Raw genomic sequence first — 22,895 nt, 5'->3', positions numbered from 1 at the left:
TAGTTAAATGAAAAAGAAACTATCAATAATTTCAGAAATTAAAGTTGAATCCCTTAACCACGAAGGAAAATGAAAGTTAAAATACTAGGGAATAGATTTATACTTCTTAAAAAAAATTAAAAAAAAGAAAAGTTCAAAAATAGATTAAAAGAATTCTAAAGTGTTATTTCCAGGCATGTATGTTTCCTGTACTGCAGAAACTCCAGTTCCCAATTCTATTTCGTAACCATATTCTTTTAGAGACATTTCAAGGGCTGCAATAGTTGAAATTATTTCTCTGTGTGTTATGTTTCCCATGTGGCCTATTCTGAAAACATTTCCCTTAAGATGATCTTGACCACCAGCAAGTTCAATTCTATACTTGTTACGCATAGTACCCCTTAGGTTTTTATCAGTCATTCCTTCAGGGATGTTTATTGCTGTAACAGTAGCTGATGAAGCTTCTTCATTGGCAAAAAGCTCTAAGCCCATTGCTTTAACACCATTAATAGTTGCTTTTGCAGCCTGCTCATGTCTTTTTATCCTTGCTTCAAGACCTTCTTCCATTATCATCTTTAAAGCTTCATTCATGGCATACATTAGTGATACTGATGGAGTGTATGGTGTTTCTGGAACTGTTTTTTCTCCACTTTTTCGGTATTTTTTCAAATCAAGATAATATGTCTTGGATTTAGTTTTATCGACTACATTCCAGGCATTATTATTTAAGGTAATTGCAGCCATTCCTGGCGGTGCAGCCAGACATTTTTGTGAACCTGTTACACATATATCAATACCAAAATTATCAACCTGTACATCGTCTCCCCCCAGGGATGAGACTGTATCAACAACATAAAGTGCATCAAAATCTTTGAGGACCTTGCCTATTTCTTCTATAGGGTTTGCAACACCAGTAGAAGTTTCATTGTGAACCATTGTCACGGCTTTAATATCTTCTTCCTCTTCAAGAATGTAACGAACATCATCAGGATTGGCAGCATTTCCCCATTCCACAGTTAATTCAACAGGAATTCCCTGATGAGTTTCAGTTATTTGCATGAACCTCTCACCGAACTTTCCACCAACTATGTTAAGGATTTTATCGCCCTTCTCAATCACATTTCCTAGTGCTGCTTCCATTGCAGCAGTACCTGAACCTGTAATTAAGTAAGACTGATTTTCTGTCTGAAATACTTCTGACATCATTTCGTTTGTGTCATTTAGAATTTCACCAAAAACTGCACTCCTATGATTCACTATGCTCTTTGACATGGCTTTTAAGACTCGCGAGGAAACCCTCGTAGGTCCTGGTATCATCAGCAACGTCTCATACATCTAAAAAAACCTCCAATTTTATAGCTAAGATTAACTTAATTCATTTCTTTGTTGTTTAACTTATCACCCTTTCTCAAACCCCAGTACCAAATTTTGTTGTTTAATTGGTGATGAATAATATATGAAAAATGATAATGATATACTTGACTATTGTTTGAAAAATTTGATTCTAAACTTCAAAGATATTCATTTAAATACAAAAATATTCAGTAATTAGTTTAAAAATAATCATTGCTGAAATAATCTGGTTCGTATTAAAGAATAATGTAATAGAAAATTAATATTGTCGTTTTAGATCTGTGTTAGATCATGACAGGGAACTCATTACTACCCATATTTCATTTTAATAAAACAAATATGAATAATCATTTGAAATAAATTTTGATAATTAATTATAAAAGTCTGAGTTTATTTATGTTTGATATTACAACTCATTTATATGAATCTTGAAGAATGGTTTTCATGGTATAATGAGATATTGGAAGTATTTGGCTTTGACAAGGAAATGGATGAAAAATCTGCTGAAATACTCAGAAAACTTCTTAAAGATAAAAATAGCCTATCTCCCCCAGATTTAATTATCAAACCTAACACAATTATTTTTGGAGCCGGACCTTCACTTAAAAGGAATTTGAAAGAACTTAAAAAGTTAAAACTAGATGATTTCACCATTATATGTGCAGATGGTGCTGTTACAGCTCTTTTAGAGGAAGAAATGATTCCAGATTTAGTTGTTACTGATCTTGATGGTAAGATTGAGGATATAATAGAATCAAACAGAAGAGGAGCTATGATGATTGTACATGCACATGGTAACAACATAGACAACTTAAAAAAATATGTTCCCCTCCTTGAAAATGTTCTAGGAACTACACAGAGTATTCCCCTAGATAATGTGTATAATTTCGGAGGATTCACAGACGGAGACAGATGTCTTTTCCTTGCAGTGGAATTTGGTGCAAAAAATATTGTGATGGCTGGTATGGACTTTGGGAAAATAATAACACGTTATTCAAGACCAAATATTGTTGGAAGTGAAGGTCTAGCAGACAATATAAAGGAAAAAAAACTTGAATACGCAAAAAAACTTGTTGAATGGATTGCAAAAAATGAAAATGTGATGATCTTCAATTTATCACATGGAGAAAAGATCAAGGGTGTTACAGATATTGATATAGATTATTTTCACCATAACTTTCAAAAATAAAGTACAATGTAAATAATTTTTTTTGTATATAACCAATATTTTTATAATCAAAGCCACCAAATAAGAAAACATGGGTATCGATGATATACTACTCTTTGATGAAACAATATTCAAGAATATAGACGCTTTCAATCCAGATTACGTTCCCGAAAATTATCTTCACAGAGAATCACAGATGGAAGCTCTTGCTATATGTTTAAGGCCAGCCCTTAGAGGAGGGCGTCCAATTAATACAGTTGTTCTAGGTTCTCCGGCTACTGGAAAAACAACTGCAATAAATAAGATCTTCAACATAGTTGAAGGAACTTCTGATAGAGTTGTGTGTGTTTATGTAAACTGCCAGCTCCATACAACCCGTTTCAATATCTTTTCTCAGATATACAATAAGATATTTGGGCATATGCCTCCTGAAACAGGTGTACCATTTTCACGGATTTATGGAAGTATAATGAAGTACCTACAGACTGAGAAAAAATCAATGGTAGTTGCACTTGATGATGTGAGCTATCTATTCCATAGTAAAAATGCTAATAAGATATTTTATGATATATTAAGGGCTCACGAAGAATTTAAGGGAGTTAGAACAGGTATATTTGCAATTTTATCCGATATTGAATTCCGCTACATGCTTGACAAAAATGTCACTTCAGTGTTCATACCTCAAGAAATTATTTTTGAACCATACACAACACAAGAAATGTTTGACATATTAAAAGACAGGATAAAAGCAGGTTTCTATCCAGATGTAATATCTGACGATATTTTACAACAGATTGCAGAATATGCATCATCTGCAGGGGATCTGAGGATGGGAATAGATTTATTAAGGGTCAGTGGAAATTTTGCAGAAGCAGATGCATCAAAAACTATAGAAAAAAAGCATCTAATAGAAGCAGCTAAAAATACAGGATCAGCAAACCTCAAAAGCACTCTTAAAACCCTTTCTAAGGATGAAAAAATTCTTTTAAAAACTATAATTGATTTCAACAAAGATGACCTGATTGCAGGGGATCTTTATAAGAGTTTTAGTGAAAAAACTTCGACTAGCTATGCCTCATTTGATAGAACATTGAATAAATTGGAATTTTTAAGGCTCATTGACACAAAATTCACAGGTAAAGGTGTAAAGGGTAATTCTAGAATTATTATTCTGAGATTCAATACCGAAGAAATATTGAAGTGTCTTGAAAGAGTTCAATATTTGAAAAACAAAAATGGATAATTAGACGCTCATTGGCATGTTAGAATTCGGAGTACCTGCTACCAACATTATACTTGCAATTAAAACCACAACAATGGTAAATATAATGAAACATGATTTAGGGTCTATAAAGTATTCATCTAAATATTCAAAGATTCTTGCTTTTTTTCTTAGATCTGGTATCTGATTTCTTCCATAATTTCTCTGCATAAAAATCCCCTCCTAATATTAGAGATCATGATAACTTTATTTAAAAGAAGAGATAGAGAGCGTTTGATAAGTAATATCTCAGTTAAATTTGTTTTATTACAATAACAAAAATTTGGTAAATAACCTAAACTAATAGTATATTCCACAAGTAAGTACAAGAGGTTAAATATTGGAAGCCACTAAAAAGAAACATTTAAAATATGAATTTTTCGATGTTACAGCTGATGTAGGATACAGAGCATATGGCCAAAGTCTTCAAAAAGCTTTTGAAAACGCTGCCATTGCAATGTTCGAAGTAATAACAGATACATCTACTATATTACCAATTATCGAGAAAAAAATTCATTTGGAAGCCGAAGATGACTGTGCAATACTATATGACTGGCTTTCAGAATTACTTTTCCTACATGATGCAGAATATCTAGTTTTCTCTAAATTTGAGGTAAAACTTTATTCTAAAATTGATGCTGGAGAAAAAAAATATATCATTGATGCTTCAGCTTTTGGAGAAGAATTTGATCCATCAAGGCACGAGAGACGATCTGAAGTTAAAGCTGTCACTTATCACATGATGAATATAAAATTTGAAGATAGTTACATAGTACAAGTAATTCTTGACATTTAATTAAATCAACTCTTTTTTCAGGATCTCAATTCGTTAAGTAAATTCCATTCAATTTTTCCCTTTTTTAAAAACAATTAAATTTCTGATGATTTAAAATCAAACTAAGCCTGTTACCAAATATTAAATCTTTTGTAATAAATTGAATTTTTTTTTATCTTCAAAAAATTAAATCAAAATATATATAAGCAATTGTGGATAAGATGTAATAAGATGAAATAGAATGTATCTTTTAGAATTTTTTTGAATGGAGGTTCCATTATGGTTGTAGTTGTAAAAAAAAGTGGGGGTAACGAAGCATTTGATGGTGAAAAAATAATAAAATCTATTGAAAAGGCAGCCATTGATGCCGGTTATTCCTTAGATAGAATAAAAAATATAATAGACGAAACCATAAAAGATATAACTGAAGAAGCCGGAAAAAGTGGCGAAATAGATACAGATGCCATTAGGGATAGCATATTCAACAGATTCGAGAAGAATGAGTCTTCCATTGTTAAATCTTGGAAAAATTTCGATGCAAAATATAAACCCTAAAATTCAAAGTATAAAACTAAGGTATATTAAGGAGTTGAATTAGAAATGATGGATGAACTGATGGAAGAGGAAGAATGGATTGAAGAGGAAGAATGGATTGAAGATAGTTGGATGGAACTTGAAAAAGCCAGGGGTGAAAAAGCACTCAAATGCAGTAAAAAAAAGCCTAAAGCTTCTAAAAAAGAAAGTGACTCTTTAGAAGAACTAACAATTATCTTTGAGGATACAGACAATTTAAACATAGAAGAAACTTACGGAATAAAAATTAAAGGAAATACAATAATTGCAGGTAGACATAGTGGAAATAACACTTCTTTCAAAGAAGTTAATGTGAATAAAATAAAAGGGAAAAGATTCCTTGAATACGTAGCTGGTCAGATAGAAAACGTATCAGGACTTGAATTAAAGCTCACATTGGCATTTGAAAAGGGTTATTCCATAGAAATAACTGACTACAGTTTAGTTGAGGAGTATAAATAATTAGACTTACTCCAAAACTACATTATTTTAGAATCAATCTTTCTTTTTCAGGGTTTTTAACCAGTCAAATACCTCTTCTGCAATATTTTCTGAAATATCTTCTATCCAGTCTTGTTCACTCCATTTACACACATCTTCTTCGGCAATGTCCCCAACAACATCTTCAACTCTATCGTTATCACTCCAACCTCCAACATCAGATTCACAGAAATTAAAGTTTCTATCCTTATTTTCAAATAGCAAATCCCATGTTTGAGAGTTTCTTAACTCCCAAAACCAATAAAAGTTCATTACTGTTTCCTCTTCTGGATTTATATCCTCAAATCTCTCTTCTTTAATATACCCGACAATTAAAACATTATCATCATCCAGATATATTCTTTTTTTATAGGTATCCTCTGAGTCGGGCATTCGCTCCAGTTTTGTATTTTCAATTTTATCAACAAGTTCTTCTTTGCTAATCATCATTACTCTCCTTAACATCACGTCTAAATTATTTCTTATTATAATATGGTAATAATTGCACTTATTTTTATCCATATAATTAAAATTTAAGGGATAATTTATTGTGTGTTAACCGGGCTGTAAAGAAATTAAATTTTGTTTAACATTGTTTTAAACAAGTATCAGAACGTTTTTATGCTTTGGATTACATATATTAGACATAATATTTTGAACATATGAAAATCAATATCTAAAAATTCAAAGTTAGCAATAAATTAATATTATAAAATAAACTTGGAAAACAGTACGAAAGAATATCAAAATTGCAGGAACAACAATAATTCAAAAATGGGTTTAAACTGAATTAAAGGTTTTATGAGAATTTAAAATTTATAATTTAGAGGTGTTGTAAATGACTTATAATCTGATAAAAGAGCAAGTGTATTCTGTTGGTGCTATAGATTGGGATAGAAGAATTTTTGATGAATTGATCAATATTCCAAATGGAACAAGTTATAACTCCTTTATTGTAAAAGGTAAAGATAAAACAGCATTGATAGACACTGTTGATCCAACTAAAACCAACGAATTACGGGATAATCTTAAAAAATTAGATGTTGATATAGATTACATTGTAATTAACCATGCTGAACAGGATCATTCAGGAACAATTCCCAAAATACTAAAAAAATATAGTGATGCTATCATTGTAACCAATACTAAATGTAAAGAATTTCTTAGCGAATTTCTCCCACTTACTGATGCAAATTTCAGGGTTGTTGGAGATGGAGACAGTTTAGATCTTGGTGGTAAAACACTTGAATTTATAATAACACCATGGGTACACTGGCCAGATACAATGGTAACTTACCTAAATGAAAACAAAATACTTTTCTCATGCGATTTTTTTGGCTCACATTTGGCAACAAGTGAATTATTTTCAAATGAAGATATTTACAAATTAGCCAAAAGATATTATGCCGAGATAATGATGCCCTTCAGAACCATTATTACAAAGAACCTTGAGAAATTGGAGAATTTGAACATTGATATTATTGCTCCAAGCCATGGTCCTTTATACAAAAACCCAGAATTTATAATGAATGCATATAAAGATTGGACATCTAACAATACCAAAAATGAGGTTATCATACCTTACATATCAATGCATGGAAGCACCAAACGTATGGTAGAATATTTAGTGGATTCCTTAATTGATAGGGGAATAACAGTTAAACCATTAAATTTGACCCTAACTGAAAGTGGCGAATTAGCTTTAGATCTTGTAGACGCTACGACCATGGTAATTGCTTCACCAACTGTATTAACAGGCCCACATCCCAGCGTTGTTTATGCCACTTATCTTGCAAATGCCCTCAGACCCAAATTAAAATTAGTTTCTGTAATGGGTTCATATGGATGGGGTGGAAGAATGCTTGATTTGATCACAGGAATGATAGGTAATTTAAAGGTAGAAATGATCTCACCATTAATTATCAAGGGATTTCCAAAGGAAGAAGACTATAAAAAAATAGAAGCAATGGCCAATGAAATTGTTTCAAAGCATGAAGAACTTGGAATAATTGAAAAACGATAATATCAATTATTAAACAATACAATTCCATTGCCAGATAATAATATTAAGGGAATAAAATTATATGAGTTGGAACATAAAATCATATATTATGGGAATATTTAATCAATAAATTATCTTAGTTATTTGTGGTTAAATTACTTTAATAGAATATAAAAAGTTTTAAAACATGATTTAGAAATAATTAGATATTAAATTAGATTTATGGGATGAATCATTGTTTTTAAAAGCAATATTTATAATATTAGTTTCTGTTTTGGAGAGTTGTTTATGGTTATAGAAGAATTGAAAAAAATAAGAGAATGTGTTTGGGAGATTCCAACAGAGTACAAAAAAGGGATGAGAGTTCCTGGAAGAATATATTTGGACGATAAAGCTATAAAAACTGTTGAAAAAGGTGCCATTGATCAAGTTGCAAATGTAGCTTGTCTTCCGGGTATTCAAAAGTTTTCAATAGGACTTCCGGATATTCACTTTGGGTATGGATTCAGTATTGGTGGTGTTGGAGCTTTCAGTGCTAAAAATGGAGTTATCAGTCCAGGTGGTGTTGGATTTGATATTAACTGCGGAGTAAGATTATTAAGAACCAACCTAACCGAAGATGATGTCAAACCAAGAATAAACGAACTTGTTGATACACTTTTCAAAAATATTCCTTCAGGAGTAGGAAGTAAAGGTAAATTAAGGCTTAAGGAAGGAGAAATCGATGACGTACTTGACAATGGTGCAAAATGGGCTGTTGAAAATGGTTACGGATGGGAATCTGACCTCAAATATCTTGAAGAGAATGGAAAGATGGATGCAGCCGATTCTACCAAGGTTAGTGATAAAGCCAAGAAAAGAGGGATACCACAATTAGGATCTCTTGGATCAGGAAATCATTTCCTAGAAATTCAGAAAATGGATGAAATATATGATGAAAATGCTGCTAAAATCTTTGGAATTGAGGAAGGTCAAATCACTATTATGATACATTCTGGTTCAAGGGGCTGTGGACATCAAGTATGTGCAGACTACCTAAGAACTATGGACAAGGCATATAAAAGATATAATATTAATCTACCAGACAGACAGCTTGCATGTGCGCCTGCAGATTCAGATGAAGCTCAGGATTACTTCAAGGCCATGGCATGTGCTGCCAACTATGCATGGACCAATAGGCAAATGATAGTACATTGGGTAAGGGAATCATTTGAACAAGTTTTCAATAGAGATGCAGATGATATGAACATGGGTATTGTTTATGATGTGGCTCACAATATTGCAAAATTAGAATCACATACCATTAAAGGCCAAAAAACTGATGTATATGTACACAGAAAAGGGGCAACAAGATCATTTGGACCAGGAAGGGAAGAAGTGCCAAAAGAATATCGGTCAATTGGACAACCTGTTATGATACCGGGTACTATGGGTACTGCATCTTATATTCTTCATGGAACAGGAAAAGCAATGGATGAAACATTTGGTTCCACTGCACATGGCGCAGGGCGTAAAATGAGCAGAGCAGGAGCAAAAAGAGAATACAATGGTGTTGAAGTTAAAAAGATGCTTGAAGCAAAAGGAATCACTATAAAAGCTAATTCAATGCCCGTTGTAGCTGAAGAAGCACCAGGTGCTTATAAAGATGTGGATGAAGTTGTTAGAACATGTCATGAAGCAGGAATTTCATTATTAGTAGGTAAAATGATACCCATTGGAGTTGCAAAGGGGTAAATACATTTTATTTTATTATAATAAACAATATTTTTAAAATTATGGGAAATAAAAAAATGATAGGAATTATAGGCGGTACTGGAGTTTATGAAATTGTAACCATGGGTGATGAAATTGATAAACGCGTTATAAAAACGCCTTATGGGAATTCTCCTGAGATTTCTCTATTTCAACTTCATGGCAAACGTGTGGCTTTCATGCCAAGACATGCAAAAGGACATTCAAATCCCCCACACATGATTAATTACCGTGCAAATATTTATGCAATGAAAAAATTGGGTGTAGAAAGAATATTAGCTACCAATGCAGTAGGATCACTTGAAAGATCAGTGAATCCAGGAGATTTTGTTATCCCTCATGACTTTATTGATTTTACCAAAATAAGGAAGGGATCTTTTTATGATGACAGAACAGTTCACATTGATGTTACAGAACCCTACTGTAATGAACTGAGAAGTACTATAAAATCTTCGGGTGATGTTATTGATGGTGGTGTTTATGTATGTACAGAGGGGCCAAGATTTGAAACACCTGCAGAAATTCAGATGTTTCATATGATTGGTGGTACAATTGTTGGCATGACTGGAATACCAGAAGCAGTATTGGCACGTGAACTTGAAATGTGTTATGCAAGTATATGTACCGTGTCCAACTATGCGGCTTCAATATCTCCTACCAATCTAACCATAGATGAAGTTTTTGAAATAATGGATAGGAAAAAACATGATCTGGTAAAGCTCATGGATATCTCCATCTCCAAAATGTCTGAAGAAAGAAGTTGTCACTGCATGGGTGCACTTAAAGGTGCGGAGATATGATGTCTAGAAATAACATGGTGTTTAATCAACGGTAACTCCAATATTATTATAAGTAATCTAAAGTTGAAAACCAGTACATAATATATATTGAACGATACAGAATAAAAGTTGGATTATTAATAAAATATAATTAATTTATAAGTCGTGTACCCCCATAAGAATAAATATTCTAACCCATATCTGAATTTTTAGATGAATAAAATTATAAAAACTTATTTAAATTATTTAAAGGATGATAATATGTTAAATGAACTTCAGAAAGAGATCATAGCACTCAAAAAAGATAAAAATGCTATAATACTGGCACATAATTATCAAACTGGAGATATACAGGAAATTGCGGATTTTATTGGAGACTCACTTGAGCTCTGCATAAAAGCTTCTCAGATTGTTGACTCTGATCTAGTTGTATTTTGCGGAGTGGATTTCATGGCAGAAACAGCAGCTATTTTGAATCCAAATAAACGAATAGTATTACCTGATAAAGAAGCAGAATGTCCCATGGCACATATGCTAACTGCTGATGAACTTAGAATATATAAAGAAAGATATCCTGATGCAGCTGTGGTTCTCTATGTAAATACACTTGCCGGGGCAAAAGCTGAAGCAGATATACTTTGTACGTCTGCAAATGCTGTAAAAGTAGTAGAAAGTCTTGATGAAAACAGAATATTATTTGGTCCGGATATGAACCTTGCTTGGTATGTTTCTCATCAAGTAAAAGATAAGGAGATAATTCCTGCACCTGAAAGTGGACATTGTTATGTGCATAAAATGTTTAACTTAGGGGATCTGTATTTCTTAAGGGAAAAACATCCTGACGCTGACATACTTGTACATCCTGAGTGCGATCCAGAGGTTCAAGAATATGCAGATTATGTTCAGAGTACAGGAGGCATGATTAAACATGTTGCAGAGTCTCCGAAAAACACCTTCATAATAGGAACAGAAGTGGATCTAGTTACAAGGCTTAGAAGGGAAAATCCAGGTAAAACCATAATTCCTGCACTCAATGAAGCAATATGTGAAAATATGAAATTACACACACTTGAGAAAGTGAAAAATTCTCTTATTAATCAAGAATTTGTTGTCAAAGTCCCAACAGATGTGGCTGAGAAAGCAAAAAATGCAATAGATAAAATGCTTGAGATATCTTAAATAAAAAATTAATTATTTTTTTTATTAATTCTTTATTTTATTTCAGACATATTAAAAGTTTTAAATTAAAAAAATATTTTTTTAAAGATTATTCCATTACCCTCAATTTTTTCAAAAGACTTGTCCTTTCATCTTTTAATTTTTTTAAAATTTTTTCATCAGGACTTTCCTGTTTTTCAAGATATGCTATTGTAACTGTTATTGCATGAAGATTTGTTTCCGTCTGGTTTATAGGCATTTTTACTCCTCTAAATTTATATTAAACTAATAAATAATATTTGTTCCATATGAAATTAATAGTATTGTTTAGGTATGATATGGATATTATATGATATAAATAAAGGAATAGACAAAAACTTAGAAATTTAGGAATAACGTTCTATCCAAATAATAATCATCATGGAAAGGTTAAAATTTATGCAATCAAGACGAGGAGTTGTTAATCTACCCCTTCATGGAGGTAAAGCACCTAAATGGCTGTTTAATAGGATGGTAAAATTAACAACAGGCGTTGTGGATGTGATGCTCTATGAATATGATTCAGATGAATTTTTAAGACGTATCTCCAATCCTCACTGGTTCCAAGCCTTCTCTTGTGTATTGGGTTTTGATTGGCATTCTTCAGGAACAACTACGACTACATGTGGTGCATTGAAAATGGCCATCAATCCAGAAGAACATGGAATGATAGTTGCAGGAGGAAAAGGAAGGGCATCGAGAAAAACACCTGCAGATATTGAAGCTGCTGGAGATATATTTTCTCTGTCCACAACAAAAATTGAAGATCTAATCCATTCAAGCAAAATATCGGCCAAGATCGACAATTCATGTATACAGGATGGTTATCAACTTTACCATCATTCATTCTTGTTAACAGAAGGGGGAAATTGGGCTGTAATTCAACAGGGAATGAACCAAGAAACTCGTTATGCTAGGAGATATCATTGGCTAGGCGAATCAGCTGATAATTACCTTGAAGAACCACATATGGGGATCTGCTGTGATATCCAAAACCCAAAAACACTGGATATGACTTCCATGGATAGTAATGAAGCAAGGAATGTTAGTGTAGATCTCATTTGCGACAACCCTGAACACTTAAAGAAATATTTTAAGGATAGAACACCTATACTATCAAAGTCACAGATGAAACTTGATAACTACTTCAATGAATTCAAAATGCCTCGCCATCATCCTGTATTGAATCAAGACCTTTCGAATCGTGAATTTGAAGTTTTGAAACGTGCATGGGAAATTCAACCTTCAAATTATGAAGAATTGATTTCACTCGAGGGAATGGGACCAAAGAAGATAAGGGCACTTGCATTGATATCAGACCTTGTATATGGTTCAACACCAAGTTGGGAGGATCCTGTTAAGTATAGCTTCACCCATGGTGGGAAGGATGGATATCCCTATCCAGTTGATCGTGAAGTCTATGATCATTCGATTCAAACATTAAAAGACGCTTTAGATCAAGCTAAACTTGAAAAAAAAGATAAATATCATGCCATAAAACGTCTTGAAGGACTAGTTAACCATTGAATATTCTCAATTTTAAATTTTATGGATAGATTTTATTACAGAATTGTACTGATTCAATATGAGTTTATACAAAGAAATTGTTTCTGATTTTTATTCATCTTCCTGGTAGCTTCCATTGTATTCACCAGAACCAGTAACATCAAACACAACACCCTGTGCTATTCTTTCACCCTTTTTAACTGTATAATCAAATTCTCCATAATTGTATACCATAAATTGTAGTGTTCCATAAAATCCCGGGTCACCCACAGCAGTGTGAACAGATATAAATGATCTTAAAAGAGTAGAACGTGGTAGATAGAGCATTGAACAGCCTTTTGGTATCTTTATTTTCCGGTCTATAGTTACAAGATATGCTGTTTTAGGTTTTAATACATAAATAGGGGGTTCTAACTTTTCTAGTTCAGGTAGATTTTTTTCATTGTCAATTAATGATCCTGGTCCAACTTGTATGAAAACTTCATTAATTCTTAAATCAATTCCTGAAGGTTGTACAAGTTCTTTGAAATCTGGAAATAATTTTTTTAGTTCATTTTCTCCAAGCATTTAGTTAACCTCATAAAAATTTTAATTATCTAAGTTACTTTTTTAATTCTATGCTTTGAATGCTTAAATTGTTTTTCCTGATTTAATTTTTTACCCCTAAATTTAAGATGAAGTTAGATTCTAAAATAAATATTACATTGGAAATAACTAATTTTTTCAATAAATTTAAAGGGGATAGCAATTTGGAAAACGTTAAAAAACATTTTGAAGAAGAAGCAGAAGAATTTGACAAAACCATTCAACAATTGATACCATTGTACTCTGAAATGATAGATTCTATGATTACTGCATTACCATATAATGTTTCCGATAAATTTAAAGTGCTTGATCTAGGTTGCGGAACAGGAAATGTATCTAAAGCGGTTAAAGAAAGATTTCCCAGAGCAATGATTGACTGTATAGATATTGCTGAGAATATGATAGAAATGGCAAAGATCAAACTTGAAGATTACAACGACATAAAATATTATACTGGAGACTTCGCTGAATTTGATTTTGAAGCAAAATACGATGTTGTTGTTTCCTCTCTTGCACTTCATCATATAAAAACAGATGAAGAAAAAAAGAGATTCTACATGAGAATTTATGGTGTTTTAAGTAAGGGAGGAGTTTTCCTTAATTCAGACAGTGTTCTTGGATCAAATGAAAGTTTGAACGAAATTTATACGGAAAAATGGGTTGAATTCATGTTACAGAATGTACCAAAGGAAGAAGTTGAAGAAAAATGGCTACCAAAACATGAGGAGGAAGATTTTCCAGCTCCATTAATCAAACATCTTCAATGGTTAAATGAAATAGGATTTAAAAATATTGATATTGTTTGGAAGTACTATGGATCGGCTGTTTATTGTGGAACAAAACTATAAACACGATTTTAATAAAAAAACAAGATATTTATAATAATAAACACATAATATTAGCAAATATACACCATACAAGATCAAATTATTCCTCAGGAGAAACGAAACATGAAAGCCAACGAGTTTATTGGAATGAAAGTACTTGATAAAGAAGCAAATGAAGTGGGTAAAGTAGCGGAAATTGCTGTTGTCTTTAAAAAATGTCTTGTAGACAAGATATTTGTATCAATGGGTTCTGCCTTGAGCAAAAAATATTTGGTAATAGTTGAAGAAGATATAGCCGAGATTGGAGATTATTTACAGTTAAAAATCGATAAAGCAGGGTTAGAAGAACAGGTCAAAGTTGATAAGATTGATGATTTCCTGGGTAATGCAACAAAATATAAAGATTTCATTGGAAAAACAGTTCTAACCAAAAGTGGGATGGACGTAGGAAAGATCACAGATATGCTGATAGATCCAAAGGGTTGCCTCATACACAATATCGTTGTAACAACAGGTGGCACTCTAAACAAAAAACATATTATGATATCTGACGAAGATATAGATGCTATGGGAGATTATTTGATACTTAATTTAGACCAAAAACAAGTAGAAGATAGAATAGATTAAATATTTTTATTTTTTTTAAATTTTTAAAATTAGAATAATTACAAAGATTTTTATTCATTAAAAGAAAATCTGTTAATTATCCTATAATCTGTTCAACCATCCATTCGGGTTTAAACTCAATTATATCCGAATAAGACTGCCCTACTCCTAAAAATAATATTGGTTTTTGTATTACATATCCAATTGACAGGGCTGCGCCACCCTTGGCATCAGCATCAGCTTTTGTTAGGATTATACCATCAATTCCAACAGCCTCATTGAATTTTTGAGCTTGTTCAACTGAATCATTCCCTGTTAATGCGTCACCAACATATATAATCAGATCAGGATGTATAACACGTTTAATTTTCTTCATTTCATCCATTAAATTAATATTTGTCTGCATTCGACCAGCAGTATCAACAAGAACCAATTCTTTGCCCTTTGCCTTAGCATGTTCAACTGCATCAAATGCCACAGCAGCAGGATCTGCACCTTTCTTATGTTTAATTATTTTAACTCCTAATTTATCGGCATGATGGGTTAACTGTTCAATTGCACCCGCCCTGAAAGTATCTGAAGCTGCAATAACTGGCGTATATCCCTTTTCTAAGAAGTAAGTTGAAATTTTGGCAATTGTAGTGGTTTTTCCAGTACCATTTATTCCCACAAACATTATTTTTAATGGTTCACCAGATTTTTTAGCATTTTCTGCAAGTGAAATCACATCTTTGCTTTCAATATCTAAAATATTTGATATTGCCTTTTTTAGAGCATCTCGTGTAAAATCTGTAACATCGCTTCTACGCCGTATTTTACGGCCAATCAAATCGTCCTTAACAGAATTAATTATTTTCTCAGCAACATCCATTGCTACGTCGCCTTCTAATAGTGCTAATTCAAGTTCAAATAAAATATCATCTATATCTTTTTCAGATATGGTTTTATTTCTAACAAAAGAGAATATGCCTGATTTATCATCTGATTTTTCAGAAGTTTCTGATTCGATGAGTTCAGTTTCATCAGAAATTGGAGTTTCCAATTCTGAAGATTCTTTTACAATTGATTTCTCATCTTTAATTTCATCAGTTTCATTGGGTTTTCCACGAAGAAATCCCAACATTCCTGATTTTTTTCCGTCTTCAACTTTTGATTCTGTTTCAGACGATCTATCATCCACAGGTTTTGTATCAGGTTTCTCAACAGATTTAGGAGATTCAGATTTTTCAGTAGATTTAACAACCTCTGTTTCCTCTGATGCAGCTTCTAATTCTTCTTCTGCTGTTACTTTATCTGATATCTTTCCAATTGTACCTGTAAACTTCTTTTTAAGTGATTCAAACAAAGAGTTTTCACTCCCTTAAATTTAAATATAATTATTTAACAAAGGTAAAAGGAATAATCTAATTTAGACTTCTCCTTCAACTTTCTGCATTAGTTCCTCTGCTTCAGGACTCCTCTGCATTATGTATTCGGTTATCTTTTGAAGATCCGATGCCATTTTTTCTTTAAGCTCTTCAAGTTCTTTCTTTTGTTCGGCTATAGTTTCTTTAGCATCATCTACTGTCTTTTTAACAGCAACCCCTGCTCCAAGACCAATTATGACTTCTTCAGTATTTTTTAATTCTGTTATAAGGAAGGATCCTGCACCTATTGGTACTAGTGTTTCTTTATTATCTTCTCCTTTAACAGTTTCCAAAGTGTCCATAGCAACTTGGAGTTCGGTAATTGTTGCGTTTAAAGTATCGATTTGTTGCTGAAGTACTTCTGCCTGTCCTTGATATGTATTCAGTTCATTCACCAACGCTTCAAGTCTTTGTTTATCTTCCATCAGATCACCTGTTGGATAATGCTTTGATGATTGGATCTACAGATTCTTCAATAGAGATCTCTTTGATATCATCAATGAATATCTTGCTTCTACCTATCCTATGTTTGCTTCCAAACTCAGAATATATTTTTTCACGTATGTCGTCTTCACTTATAGCTTTTAACTCTTTTGTGAAGTGTTTAAGGCCTTGGCCCATCATAAATTTTCCCTGAACTCTAAATATCTTTGTCTTCATAAATATCCCTCAAGAAAACCAAATGCTTCCTCTATTCTTGCAAGTTCAGGACCTGTTGTGTTCAGTCCCACCATAACTCCCTTTGAGTTGGCTACTGCACAAGCACCTACAAGTTGTGTTCCGTTGTTAACGGTTCCCACATCTACAGGAGTTTTGAATAATTTTTCAATAAATTCAATTTCATCCTCGCTAGCAGCTGGATGTACTAATACTCCTTTGTTGGTTGCTCTTGCAACTGATCCTGTAATTTTAAAATTTGCTATACTTCCTCTTTGAACTTCAACGTCTAAAACATGGGATATTGTTTCAATGGCTTTATCTGAGATAAGTGGATGCACGAGTGCCCCAAAGTCATTTGCAAGGATAATATTTCCTACTGCAGTGAGTTTGTCTGGTATTCTCTCAACTTCAATTCCTTCTTCTCTGATTATTTCTAACTCATTGTCAAAGGCATACTTTGAAACAACTACACCATTTGAATTTCCGCATGTTAAGGCCCCAGTCAAGTTACTTCCACTGATAGGGGTTTTGATAACCGAAACATCTAAACATTCTGTTATCAAATCAACCATTCCATCCAATATATTTGTAGGAGTAATAGCAATTTTTTCTGTGGCTGATATTGAAACGCCAAGATTTGGGCTTCCGCCAATATTAATCCTTCTAATCATAAACTCACCTATTCTACTAAGGTGACTGATACAGAACCATCCTCTTCCTTTACTGCCTTCACTTTGATTTTTGGTGGTACCTTTTGAATTCCTCTCTCCCATATTTTCTCGTTAACAGAGGTATCTATTTTGATATCATCAGATTTCATGTGTTTTTTTAGGAATTCTCTTACCAATCTAATTGCCTTAGGAGACCTTATGGTCCTCGGTACTCTTTTAACATCCCTTAATGGGATAATGTAAACTCTTTCCATTTAAATCACCTATGCTTTGACTTTACTTCTTCTCCATTGCCTCATCTTCGGATGAGTCCGGACTTTTCTTGATGTTTTAAGCATTACCCATAGAGGTACGCGTCTGTTTTGTTTTGTGGCTTTTGAAAGTCTTAATTTCTTTGCACATGGTTTATTTCTACTCATTTTCTCTCCATCCTATTACTCTTGATTGTAAATGTTCTGGGAATATTTTAAAGGCTAGCTCTTCACCTTCAAGTTTTGAAATAAGAAATCTTATCTCTATCTCATAGTCAGAATTATTTTCCATGCTTGTTAACTCTTTTTTTACATGGAATAGAGCATTTGAAAGATGATTTATGGATTTATGACCTAATCCTCCAAGATTAATGTATTCAACACCATTTCTATCTTCAAAACTTCTAATTTGGTTTAAATCGAGTTTTGGAACCTTATCATCTCGCCTTGTTCCATCGGAAACAACTGAATAATCATTAGCTATAAGTTCAAGTGCGTATGTATGTACTTTGTTTATGCCGTTGTTGGGAAACCCATCGTTTATTATGGTTTTCACAGCATCTTTAAGTACATCAGGTTCTCCTTTCAGAATTCGGTGTTTGAACCCAAGTTTTGATGAGGATTCTGCTGCTGCTTTCCATGAGGGATAAAATCCAAAGTTAACAGTTACCAATTCAACTTGGTATCCTAAACTTTTTAGAATAACTGCAATTATTGAACTGTCTTTTCCTCCACTGTAAAGTACACCAGCCTTCATTTATCCCCTCATCTTTTTTAATAACTTCTTTTAATATTAATCTCTCTTTTCTGACCAATGAGTTTTCTAAGAAGTTCTTTGAGCTGATCATCAGTAATCTTAGATTGCACACGTCCCGCTTGAGCGAGTTGGATTAGTTGAATCTCTATCTGATCCACAAATTCTGGTTTTGTGAGTCGAATATTAGCGAGTCTTGCCCGGGCTTCTGGTGTAAGTAATTGCATTATGGCCTGTTTTTTTTGGGCATCCATCTCCCTGCGCATCTGTTCTTGTTCGGCGGCTTGTGAAGATTGCTGATTAGCTTGCTGCTGCTGAAGTTGTTGCATTCTTTTACGCCTTATTTCATCGATGTCAGTCATCAAAGACCTCCTTTAATATTTGGAAAGTTCAGGGATATCTTTTTTTAGTTTATGGGATGTTTTATCAAGGAATGATTTTCCTTCAGGAGTTACAAGTCTTCCTTCACCTACTTTGCGGACGTATCCTGCGTCCTCGAGCTGGTGTAATGCTCCTCTAATTACTGCACCACTACCCTTCTTGAATTTCTCAGGTGCTGTACCTCTGTCTTTTTTACCACCATAGTAGGTTTTAAGACTGTTTATACCCACAGGGCCATCCATGTAAACCTTTCTTAATATGGATGCACACCGCACATACCACCAATCAGGGTTGTCGGGTCTTCTCTCTTTATGAACACCTGTTTTCACAAATGTTGCCCATTCTGGGGGTGCTATTTTCTTGTTTTCGTTTAACTCCTTTGCAACTTCGCTGATGAGCGAATCTGCTGGCACATCGTAAATTGTAGTCATATTTATCCTCCTATTTACCTCTTCTTTGTTTGAATATTACAGCAACGTTACCTCTAAAATCAATAAGTTTAGAATTAGACTTTTCAATGATCTCGGTAATATAGTTTTGTTTCTCTCCAGATATACCTTTTGAAAATCTGAGCTTTATAACTTCATTTTCCTTGAGTTGTCTTTTTATCTCTTCTACAACATTGTTATTTATTCTTGATTTTCCTATGTTTATGGTGATTGTTGATAATGATCTGTTCATTAATTCCTTTTTTGGAGGTGTTATTATATTCAATTTTCCTCCTCCTTCTCTCTTTTTTTTCCTTCATATATGGAATTTTATTTATATTCCCACATTCAAGACATTTAATAACCACGCTTGAATCGGATAATCTTATCTGGCAGTTTAAACCGGGTTTCATAAAATGATAGCAACTGTGGCAGAATCTCTTGCTCCATTTAGAGGACATCTTCATATTGTACTTTTTTGCAATATTTCGAGCCATTTCAACGTAACGATTGGACCTTTCTGGATGTCTGGTTAATTCATCATCAGCCTTGTTAAAAAGAATGTCAATCCTCTCTTCAGCTATTTTTAACATCCATTTCGGTCTTCTTCCCCTTCTCAAAGTTTAACCTCTCATGGTAAACTGCAAATACCAGAATATAGAACTATTAATCTTAAAATGTTTAGCTCATATGGGTTTTGAATCCTAAAGGAGTAGATCCCTAAAATTCTAAGAACTGTACTTAAGAATAATATTATAGTTTATTCACGTTACCATTTAAAAAGCTTTGCTATCACAATTCTTATTGAAGTTCAACATCATAAAAGATCGATCTGGAAAGTTTATTTCATTAATTAAAATGATACTTCCAGATTTCAACAAAATAATTATTTATATGCCATATAGTTCCTCTAGGAAGTTGAGATTACCCGGTGGAAAATGTTTTTTATAGTTTATTATTTCAATTACAATATCTGCAACTTCCTCAACATTAATATCACTGGTATCCAATTCATTTACCTTTTTTCCATGTATTTCTACGGCTTCAAATGTACATATATCAAGAGCCTCTGCTTCAAGATTCTCGTAAACCTTAGAATCTGACCAACCTCTTTTATTCAGGCGTTTTCTTAAAATATCTGGTCTTGCCCTGAGAACTATAACCATATCCACAACATCGCTGGAAAATTCATGGGCAAGATGGCCCTCAACAATTATATGATCCTTATCAGAATTCTCAACGATAATCTTGATTTCATTTAAAAGAGTATCTAAATCAACAACTTTGTATCCCTTTTCTGCATCAATCTCATTATAGATATGTTTTTCATCAACAAGATCATTTACAGCTAACAGCGATGTTTCCAATTTTTCAGCAACAATTCTTGATACAGTTGTCTTCCCTGTTCCGGGTGTTCCGGTTATAAGTACAGCTGTCATTCTTCTAACCAAATCTAATGAAAAAGAATAATTGAATGAATTATTTCAATTTTTCTATTAACATCTGAGCAACTTTTTCACCTGAAAGGAGCATTCCACCAAATATGGGCCCCATACGTGGTGATCCGTGAACTGCGTTTGCTGCCATACCTGTAACGTAAAGACCAGGGTATACTTCGGTTGTATTATCCATTACCTGACTTTCTGCCTTATCGGCCCACATGGATTTTTCGCCCATTATCTTTCCTGTTTCAGTTAGAAGTTCTACTTCCATCTTATTTTCCAGTATCTTCACAACTTCACAAGGGTGTCCTGTAGCATCAATAACTGCCTTTGAACGAACAGTTAATGGATCTACATGCAGACCTCCCATCTCAACTGCTGTCCAGTTAAGAACAACTCCTTCAACTCCCTTATCCCTCATCATAACATCTTCAATAGCCATTAGATTGAATATTTTTAATCCTGCTTTACAAGCTTCTGAACAAATGGTTGAAACACATTCAATGGAGTCTGCAACATAGTAACCTTCTTCATATTCTTTAGTCCCAATACCAAACTCATCTAGGATATGTTTGCTTTCCTCTTGAACAACGATCTTGTTGAACATCATTCCACCACCCCACATTCCACCACCCATTGAGAGTTTTTTCTCAAACAGAGCAACTTTAAGTCCGGCTTTTGCAAGATAGTATCCTGCGGTGAGTCCTGCAGGACCTCCTCCACCAATTGCAACATCCATATCTGTATAATCCAAGAAATCCTCCATAAATCCTTCAATTATCGCCTTTGAAACAATTATATCATCTAATTTCATTTTTTCACCACTTTAATATAGTTTTTCATCATATAAAAATTCTTTCAACTTAATTGATATTCATGTGAGAATTTTAATAAATCATTCCTAAAACCCATATTTAGGTTTTATTTTCTTATTATCAACCTTAAAACGTCTTTATCATTTAAAACATGATCTAGGCCCACCTTTTGGCCGGGGAATTTAACCGAAGTACCCCAAACCTTTGCATGTCTGAAATTTTTTATAAAATCCCTATGTAGTTTGGCTGCAACATCTGCAATAGTCGATCCTTTTCGTATGATCATGGGTTCTTCTAAATCTGCTTTCCTTCCTTGTGGTTTTAAATAAAGACGTATGAGTTCAAGTCTTTCGAATATTTCATCCTTGAGTTCTTCTGTATTGATGCCTTTATCCGCTGCTATTAAAATTGCCTCTGGCATTTCTAATTTTAATTTTTCCAAGTATTCTTTATCTGCAAGGTCTATTTTATTTAAAACAACCAGCATTGGCACATAGATACAGCTTGGATCCATTGAATCTATGAAACGATCAACAGTTACATCTTCCCTTATCAACACGTCTGCGCTGTGTATTCCATATTCATTTAATATAGATCTAATGGTTTTTTCATCGATCTTGGTTAAAGGAACAGTTGATAAAATATGTAATCCTCCCATCTTAGTTTGTTTTACAGTAACATCTGGAGGTCTTTCATTTGCCCTTATTCCAATGTTTCTCAGTTCTTCCAAGATTACCTTCAAATGTTGTGGATTAAAAACATCAAGAACCATTAATATAAAGTCAGCATTTCTAGCAACAGACAGAATTTCCCTTCCTCGTCCTTTACCACGAGATGCTCCAGTTATTATCCCCGGGATATCCAGTATCTGTATTTTAGCTCCCCTATATTCCATAACTCCGGGAACTATATCTAAGGTAGTGAATTCGTACGCTCCTATTTTAGAGTCAGCATTGGTGAGCTGGTTTAAAATAGTGGATTTTCCAACCGATGGAAATCCCAAAAGCACTACTGTAGAATCTCCACTTTTTTTAACATGAAAACCCCTACCTTTACCTCCAGAACTGCTTCTTGCAAGTGCATCTTCCTTAAGCTTGGAGAGTTTGGCTTTTAACTTCCCTATATGATGGGAAGTTGCCTTGTTGTAAGGAGTTTTTTTGATCTCCTCTTCGATTTCTCTGATTCTGTCTTCAATAGCCATAAAACTCACATAAAATTAGTTTAAGATGTGTATATCAAATAAA

Annotated in this window: 31 protein-coding genes; 12 read left to right on the top strand and 19 right to left on the bottom strand. The window is 33.4% G+C overall.

The window, feature by feature from the left end; genetic code table 11:
• Positions 1 to 144: 144 nt before the first annotated feature.
• A complete protein-coding gene (locus tag K8N75_RS08150; protein WP_223791583.1) occupies positions 145 to 1,314 on the bottom strand; it encodes a pyridoxal-phosphate-dependent aminotransferase family protein in 1,170 nt (389 codons plus the stop codon).
• 439 nt (positions 1,315 to 1,753) lie between these two features.
• Between K8N75_RS08150 and K8N75_RS08145 the strand changes: the two genes are divergently transcribed.
• Entirely contained in the window at positions 1,754 to 2,521 is a 768-nt protein-coding gene (locus K8N75_RS08145) for a 6-hydroxymethylpterin diphosphokinase MptE-like protein (protein WP_223791851.1), read from the top strand.
• A 70-nt stretch (positions 2,522 to 2,591) separates the two neighbouring features.
• Entirely contained in the window at positions 2,592 to 3,743 is a 1,152-nt protein-coding gene (locus K8N75_RS08140; RefSeq protein ID WP_223791582.1) for an ORC1-type DNA replication protein, read from the top strand.
• On the opposite strand, the gene K8N75_RS08135 is transcribed toward K8N75_RS08140, so the two are convergent.
• Positions 3,744 to 3,932: a hypothetical protein gene (locus tag K8N75_RS08135; RefSeq protein WP_048191286.1), complete on the bottom strand. Its 189-nt coding sequence runs from the start codon at positions 3,930 to 3,932 to the stop codon at positions 3,744 to 3,746.
• Positions 3,933 to 4,101: 169 nt separating this feature from the next.
• On the opposite strand from K8N75_RS08135, the gene K8N75_RS08130 reads away from it, so the two are divergent.
• From K8N75_RS08130 to K8N75_RS08120, 3 genes are all read left to right on the top strand, one after another.
• Entirely contained in the window at positions 4,102 to 4,557 is a 456-nt protein-coding gene (locus tag K8N75_RS08130) for an archease (RefSeq protein WP_223791581.1), read from the top strand.
• Between the two features lie 258 nt (positions 4,558 to 4,815).
• On the top strand, positions 4,816 to 5,091 hold the full coding sequence (locus K8N75_RS08125; protein WP_223791580.1) for an ATP cone domain-containing protein: 276 nt from the start codon (positions 4,816 to 4,818) through the stop codon (positions 5,089 to 5,091).
• Between the two features lie 45 nt (positions 5,092 to 5,136).
• Entirely contained in the window at positions 5,137 to 5,571 is a 435-nt protein-coding gene (locus K8N75_RS08120; protein ID WP_223791579.1) for a hypothetical protein, read from the top strand.
• Between the two features lie 33 nt (positions 5,572 to 5,604).
• Here K8N75_RS08120 and K8N75_RS08115 read toward each other — a convergent pair whose 3' ends face one another.
• Positions 5,605 to 6,036, bottom strand: coding sequence for a hypothetical protein (locus tag K8N75_RS08115; protein WP_223791578.1), 432 nt, complete (start codon positions 6,034 to 6,036; stop codon positions 5,605 to 5,607).
• A 391-nt stretch (positions 6,037 to 6,427) separates the two neighbouring features.
• Here K8N75_RS08115 and K8N75_RS08110 point away from each other — a divergent pair, with 391 nt between their 5' ends.
• From K8N75_RS08110 to nadA, 4 genes are all read left to right on the top strand, one after another.
• Positions 6,428 to 7,612, top strand: coding sequence for an FprA family A-type flavoprotein (locus K8N75_RS08110; protein WP_223791577.1), 1,185 nt, complete (start codon positions 6,428 to 6,430; stop codon positions 7,610 to 7,612).
• 267 nt (positions 7,613 to 7,879) lie between these two features.
• Complete coding sequence (locus tag K8N75_RS08105; protein WP_223791576.1) at positions 7,880 to 9,325, top strand: RtcB family protein; 1,446 nt, start codon at positions 7,880 to 7,882, stop codon at positions 9,323 to 9,325.
• Positions 9,326 to 9,381: 56 nt separating this feature from the next.
• Positions 9,382 to 10,143, top strand: a complete 762-nt coding sequence (gene mtnP, locus K8N75_RS08100) for an S-methyl-5'-thioadenosine phosphorylase (protein ID WP_223791575.1) — start codon at positions 9,382 to 9,384, stop codon at positions 10,141 to 10,143.
• A gap of 240 nt (positions 10,144 to 10,383) precedes the next feature.
• Complete coding sequence (nadA, locus tag K8N75_RS08095; protein WP_223791574.1) at positions 10,384 to 11,301, top strand: quinolinate synthase NadA; 918 nt, start codon at positions 10,384 to 10,386, stop codon at positions 11,299 to 11,301.
• A gap of 88 nt (positions 11,302 to 11,389) precedes the next feature.
• Here the strand turns inward: nadA and K8N75_RS08090 are convergent, their stop codons facing one another.
• A complete protein-coding gene (locus K8N75_RS08090) occupies positions 11,390 to 11,539 on the bottom strand; it encodes a hypothetical protein (RefSeq protein WP_197050639.1) in 150 nt (49 codons plus the stop codon).
• Positions 11,540 to 11,718: 179 nt separating this feature from the next.
• On the opposite strand from K8N75_RS08090, the gene K8N75_RS08085 reads away from it, so the two are divergent.
• Positions 11,719 to 12,846 (top strand): DUF763 domain-containing protein, encoded by a 1,128-nt coding sequence (locus K8N75_RS08085; RefSeq protein WP_223791573.1) that lies wholly within the window; start codon positions 11,719 to 11,721, stop codon positions 12,844 to 12,846.
• Positions 12,847 to 12,936: 90 nt separating this feature from the next.
• On the opposite strand, the gene K8N75_RS08080 is transcribed toward K8N75_RS08085, so the two are convergent.
• Positions 12,937 to 13,392: a dCTP deaminase gene (locus K8N75_RS08080; protein ID WP_048191301.1), complete on the bottom strand. Its 456-nt coding sequence runs from the start codon at positions 13,390 to 13,392 to the stop codon at positions 12,937 to 12,939.
• 107 nt (positions 13,393 to 13,499) lie between these two features.
• Between K8N75_RS08080 and K8N75_RS08075 the strand changes: the two genes are divergently transcribed.
• Both K8N75_RS08075 and K8N75_RS08070 read left to right on the top strand, forming a co-directional pair.
• Positions 13,500 to 14,258, top strand: a complete 759-nt coding sequence (locus K8N75_RS08075; RefSeq protein ID WP_223791572.1) for a class I SAM-dependent methyltransferase — start codon at positions 13,500 to 13,502, stop codon at positions 14,256 to 14,258.
• 102 nt (positions 14,259 to 14,360) lie between these two features.
• Complete coding sequence (locus tag K8N75_RS08070) at positions 14,361 to 14,864, top strand: PRC-barrel domain-containing protein (protein ID WP_223791571.1); 504 nt, start codon at positions 14,361 to 14,363, stop codon at positions 14,862 to 14,864.
• Between the two features lie 76 nt (positions 14,865 to 14,940).
• Here the strand turns inward: K8N75_RS08070 and ftsY are convergent, their stop codons facing one another.
• The 14 genes from ftsY to K8N75_RS08000 all read right to left on the bottom strand — a co-directional run bounded on the left by ftsY (position 14,941) and on the right by K8N75_RS08000 (position 22,852).
• Positions 14,941 to 16,188, bottom strand: a complete 1,248-nt coding sequence (gene ftsY / locus K8N75_RS08065) for a signal recognition particle-docking protein FtsY (RefSeq protein WP_223791570.1) — start codon at positions 16,186 to 16,188, stop codon at positions 14,941 to 14,943.
• A 63-nt stretch (positions 16,189 to 16,251) separates the two neighbouring features.
• A complete protein-coding gene (gene pfdA / locus K8N75_RS08060; protein ID WP_223791569.1) occupies positions 16,252 to 16,674 on the bottom strand; it encodes a prefoldin subunit alpha in 423 nt (140 codons plus the stop codon).
• 4 nt (positions 16,675 to 16,678) lie between these two features.
• On the bottom strand, positions 16,679 to 16,909 hold the full coding sequence (rpl18a, locus tag K8N75_RS08055; RefSeq protein WP_048191308.1) for a 50S ribosomal protein L18Ae: 231 nt from the start codon (positions 16,907 to 16,909) through the stop codon (positions 16,679 to 16,681).
• Entirely contained in the window at positions 16,906 to 17,580 is a 675-nt protein-coding gene (locus K8N75_RS08050; RefSeq protein ID WP_223791568.1) for a translation initiation factor IF-6, read from the bottom strand. Before K8N75_RS08050 ends, rpl18a begins: the two co-directional genes overlap by 4 nt.
• An 8-nt stretch (positions 17,581 to 17,588) precedes the next feature.
• Positions 17,589 to 17,834: a 50S ribosomal protein L31e gene (locus K8N75_RS08045; protein ID WP_048191311.1), complete on the bottom strand. Its 246-nt coding sequence runs from the start codon at positions 17,832 to 17,834 to the stop codon at positions 17,589 to 17,591.
• A 9-nt stretch (positions 17,835 to 17,843) separates the two neighbouring features.
• Positions 17,844 to 17,999 (bottom strand): 50S ribosomal protein L39e, encoded by a 156-nt coding sequence (locus K8N75_RS08040; protein WP_013644146.1) that lies wholly within the window; start codon positions 17,997 to 17,999, stop codon positions 17,844 to 17,846.
• Positions 17,992 to 18,588, bottom strand: a complete 597-nt coding sequence (locus K8N75_RS08035; protein WP_223791567.1) for a DUF7411 family protein — start codon at positions 18,586 to 18,588, stop codon at positions 17,992 to 17,994. Before K8N75_RS08035 ends, K8N75_RS08040 begins: the two co-directional genes overlap by 8 nt.
• Before the next feature lie 17 nt (positions 18,589 to 18,605).
• On the bottom strand, positions 18,606 to 18,947 hold the full coding sequence (locus K8N75_RS08030; RefSeq protein ID WP_223791566.1) for a DNA-binding protein: 342 nt from the start codon (positions 18,945 to 18,947) through the stop codon (positions 18,606 to 18,608).
• 12 nt (positions 18,948 to 18,959) lie between these two features.
• Positions 18,960 to 19,397 carry a 30S ribosomal protein S19e gene (locus K8N75_RS08025; RefSeq protein ID WP_223791565.1) on the bottom strand — a complete coding sequence of 146 codons (438 nt, stop codon included), beginning with the start codon at positions 19,395 to 19,397 and terminating at the stop codon, positions 18,960 to 18,962.
• 10 nt (positions 19,398 to 19,407) lie between these two features.
• Positions 19,408 to 19,671 (bottom strand): YhbY family RNA-binding protein, encoded by a 264-nt coding sequence (locus K8N75_RS08020; protein ID WP_048192688.1) that lies wholly within the window; start codon positions 19,669 to 19,671, stop codon positions 19,408 to 19,410.
• Complete coding sequence (locus K8N75_RS08015; protein WP_338038038.1) at positions 19,592 to 19,987, bottom strand: ribonuclease P protein component 4; 396 nt, start codon at positions 19,985 to 19,987, stop codon at positions 19,592 to 19,594. The genes K8N75_RS08020 and K8N75_RS08015 overlap by 80 nt, the downstream gene beginning before the upstream one ends.
• Before the next feature lie 297 nt (positions 19,988 to 20,284).
• Positions 20,285 to 20,833 carry an adenylate kinase family protein gene (locus K8N75_RS08010; RefSeq protein WP_223791563.1) on the bottom strand — a complete coding sequence of 183 codons (549 nt, stop codon included), beginning with the start codon at positions 20,831 to 20,833 and terminating at the stop codon, positions 20,285 to 20,287.
• A 40-nt stretch (positions 20,834 to 20,873) separates the two neighbouring features.
• On the bottom strand, positions 20,874 to 21,650 hold the full coding sequence (locus tag K8N75_RS08005; protein ID WP_223791562.1) for a sulfide-dependent adenosine diphosphate thiazole synthase: 777 nt from the start codon (positions 21,648 to 21,650) through the stop codon (positions 20,874 to 20,876).
• Positions 21,651 to 21,757: 107 nt separating this feature from the next.
• Positions 21,758 to 22,852, bottom strand: coding sequence for an OBG GTPase family GTP-binding protein (locus K8N75_RS08000; RefSeq protein WP_223791561.1), 1,095 nt, complete (start codon positions 22,850 to 22,852; stop codon positions 21,758 to 21,760).
• Positions 22,853 to 22,895 lie beyond the last annotated feature (43 nt).

This window comes from Methanobacterium spitsbergense, from assembly GCF_019931065.1.
Taxonomy (GTDB): Archaea; Methanobacteriota; Methanobacteria; order Methanobacteriales; family Methanobacteriaceae; genus Methanobacterium_B; species Methanobacterium_B spitsbergense.
The sequence above is the reverse complement of the archived record's forward strand: the minus strand, read 5'-3'. Positions and strand labels throughout refer to the sequence as shown.

Coding starts and splice junctions, on each gene's coding strand:
- K8N75_RS08090 (WP_197050639.1), bottom strand. CDS start 11,539: ATGCCTATAAACCAGACGGAAACAAATCTTCATGCAATAACAGTTACA.
- K8N75_RS08040 (WP_013644146.1), bottom strand. CDS start 17,999: ATGAGTAGAAATAAACCATGTGCAAAGAAATTAAGACTTTCAAAAGCC.
- rpl18a (WP_048191308.1), bottom strand. CDS start 16,909: ATGAAGACAAAGATATTTAGAGTTCAGGGAAAATTTATGATGGGCCAA.
- K8N75_RS08070 (WP_223791571.1), top strand. CDS start 14,361: ATGAAAGCCAACGAGTTTATTGGAATGAAAGTACTTGATAAAGAAGCA.
- K8N75_RS08135 (WP_048191286.1), bottom strand. CDS start 3,932: ATGCAGAGAAATTATGGAAGAAATCAGATACCAGATCTAAGAAAAAAA.
- K8N75_RS08125 (WP_223791580.1), top strand. CDS start 4,816: ATGGTTGTAGTTGTAAAAAAAAGTGGGGGTAACGAAGCATTTGATGGT.
- K8N75_RS08145 (WP_223791851.1), top strand. CDS start 1,754: ATGAATCTTGAAGAATGGTTTTCATGGTATAATGAGATATTGGAAGTA.
- K8N75_RS08035 (WP_223791567.1), bottom strand. CDS start 18,588: ATGAAGGCTGGTGTACTTTACAGTGGAGGAAAAGACAGTTCAATAATT.
- K8N75_RS08045 (WP_048191311.1), bottom strand. CDS start 17,834: ATGGAAAGAGTTTACATTATCCCATTAAGGGATGTTAAAAGAGTACCG.
- pfdA (WP_223791569.1), bottom strand. CDS start 16,674: ATGGAAGATAAACAAAGACTTGAAGCGTTGGTGAATGAACTGAATACA.
- nadA (WP_223791574.1), top strand. CDS start 10,384: ATGTTAAATGAACTTCAGAAAGAGATCATAGCACTCAAAAAAGATAAA.
- K8N75_RS08110 (WP_223791577.1), top strand. CDS start 6,428: ATGACTTATAATCTGATAAAAGAGCAAGTGTATTCTGTTGGTGCTATA.
- K8N75_RS08050 (WP_223791568.1), bottom strand. CDS start 17,580: ATGATTAGAAGGATTAATATTGGCGGAAGCCCAAATCTTGGCGTTTCA.
- K8N75_RS08010 (WP_223791563.1), bottom strand. CDS start 20,833: ATGACAGCTGTACTTATAACCGGAACACCCGGAACAGGGAAGACAACT.
- K8N75_RS08105 (WP_223791576.1), top strand. CDS start 7,880: ATGGTTATAGAAGAATTGAAAAAAATAAGAGAATGTGTTTGGGAGATT.
- K8N75_RS08015 (WP_338038038.1), bottom strand. CDS start 19,987: ATGTTAAAAATAGCTGAAGAGAGGATTGACATTCTTTTTAACAAGGCT.
- K8N75_RS08030 (WP_223791566.1), bottom strand. CDS start 18,947: ATGACTGACATCGATGAAATAAGGCGTAAAAGAATGCAACAACTTCAG.
- K8N75_RS08075 (WP_223791572.1), top strand. CDS start 13,500: ATGAAGTTAGATTCTAAAATAAATATTACATTGGAAATAACTAATTTT.
- K8N75_RS08025 (WP_223791565.1), bottom strand. CDS start 19,397: ATGACTACAATTTACGATGTGCCAGCAGATTCGCTCATCAGCGAAGTT.
- K8N75_RS08150 (WP_223791583.1), bottom strand. CDS start 1,314: ATGTATGAGACGTTGCTGATGATACCAGGACCTACGAGGGTTTCCTCG.
- K8N75_RS08140 (WP_223791582.1), top strand. CDS start 2,592: ATGGGTATCGATGATATACTACTCTTTGATGAAACAATATTCAAGAAT.
- K8N75_RS08115 (WP_223791578.1), bottom strand. CDS start 6,036: ATGATTAGCAAAGAAGAACTTGTTGATAAAATTGAAAATACAAAACTG.
- K8N75_RS08120 (WP_223791579.1), top strand. CDS start 5,137: ATGATGGATGAACTGATGGAAGAGGAAGAATGGATTGAAGAGGAAGAA.
- K8N75_RS08005 (WP_223791562.1), bottom strand. CDS start 21,650: ATGAAATTAGATGATATAATTGTTTCAAAGGCGATAATTGAAGGATTT.
- mtnP (WP_223791575.1), top strand. CDS start 9,382: ATGATAGGAATTATAGGCGGTACTGGAGTTTATGAAATTGTAACCATG.
- K8N75_RS08000 (WP_223791561.1), bottom strand. CDS start 22,852: ATGGCTATTGAAGACAGAATCAGAGAAATCGAAGAGGAGATCAAAAAA.
- K8N75_RS08080 (WP_048191301.1), bottom strand. CDS start 13,392: ATGCTTGGAGAAAATGAACTAAAAAAATTATTTCCAGATTTCAAAGAA.
- K8N75_RS08085 (WP_223791573.1), top strand. CDS start 11,719: ATGCAATCAAGACGAGGAGTTGTTAATCTACCCCTTCATGGAGGTAAA.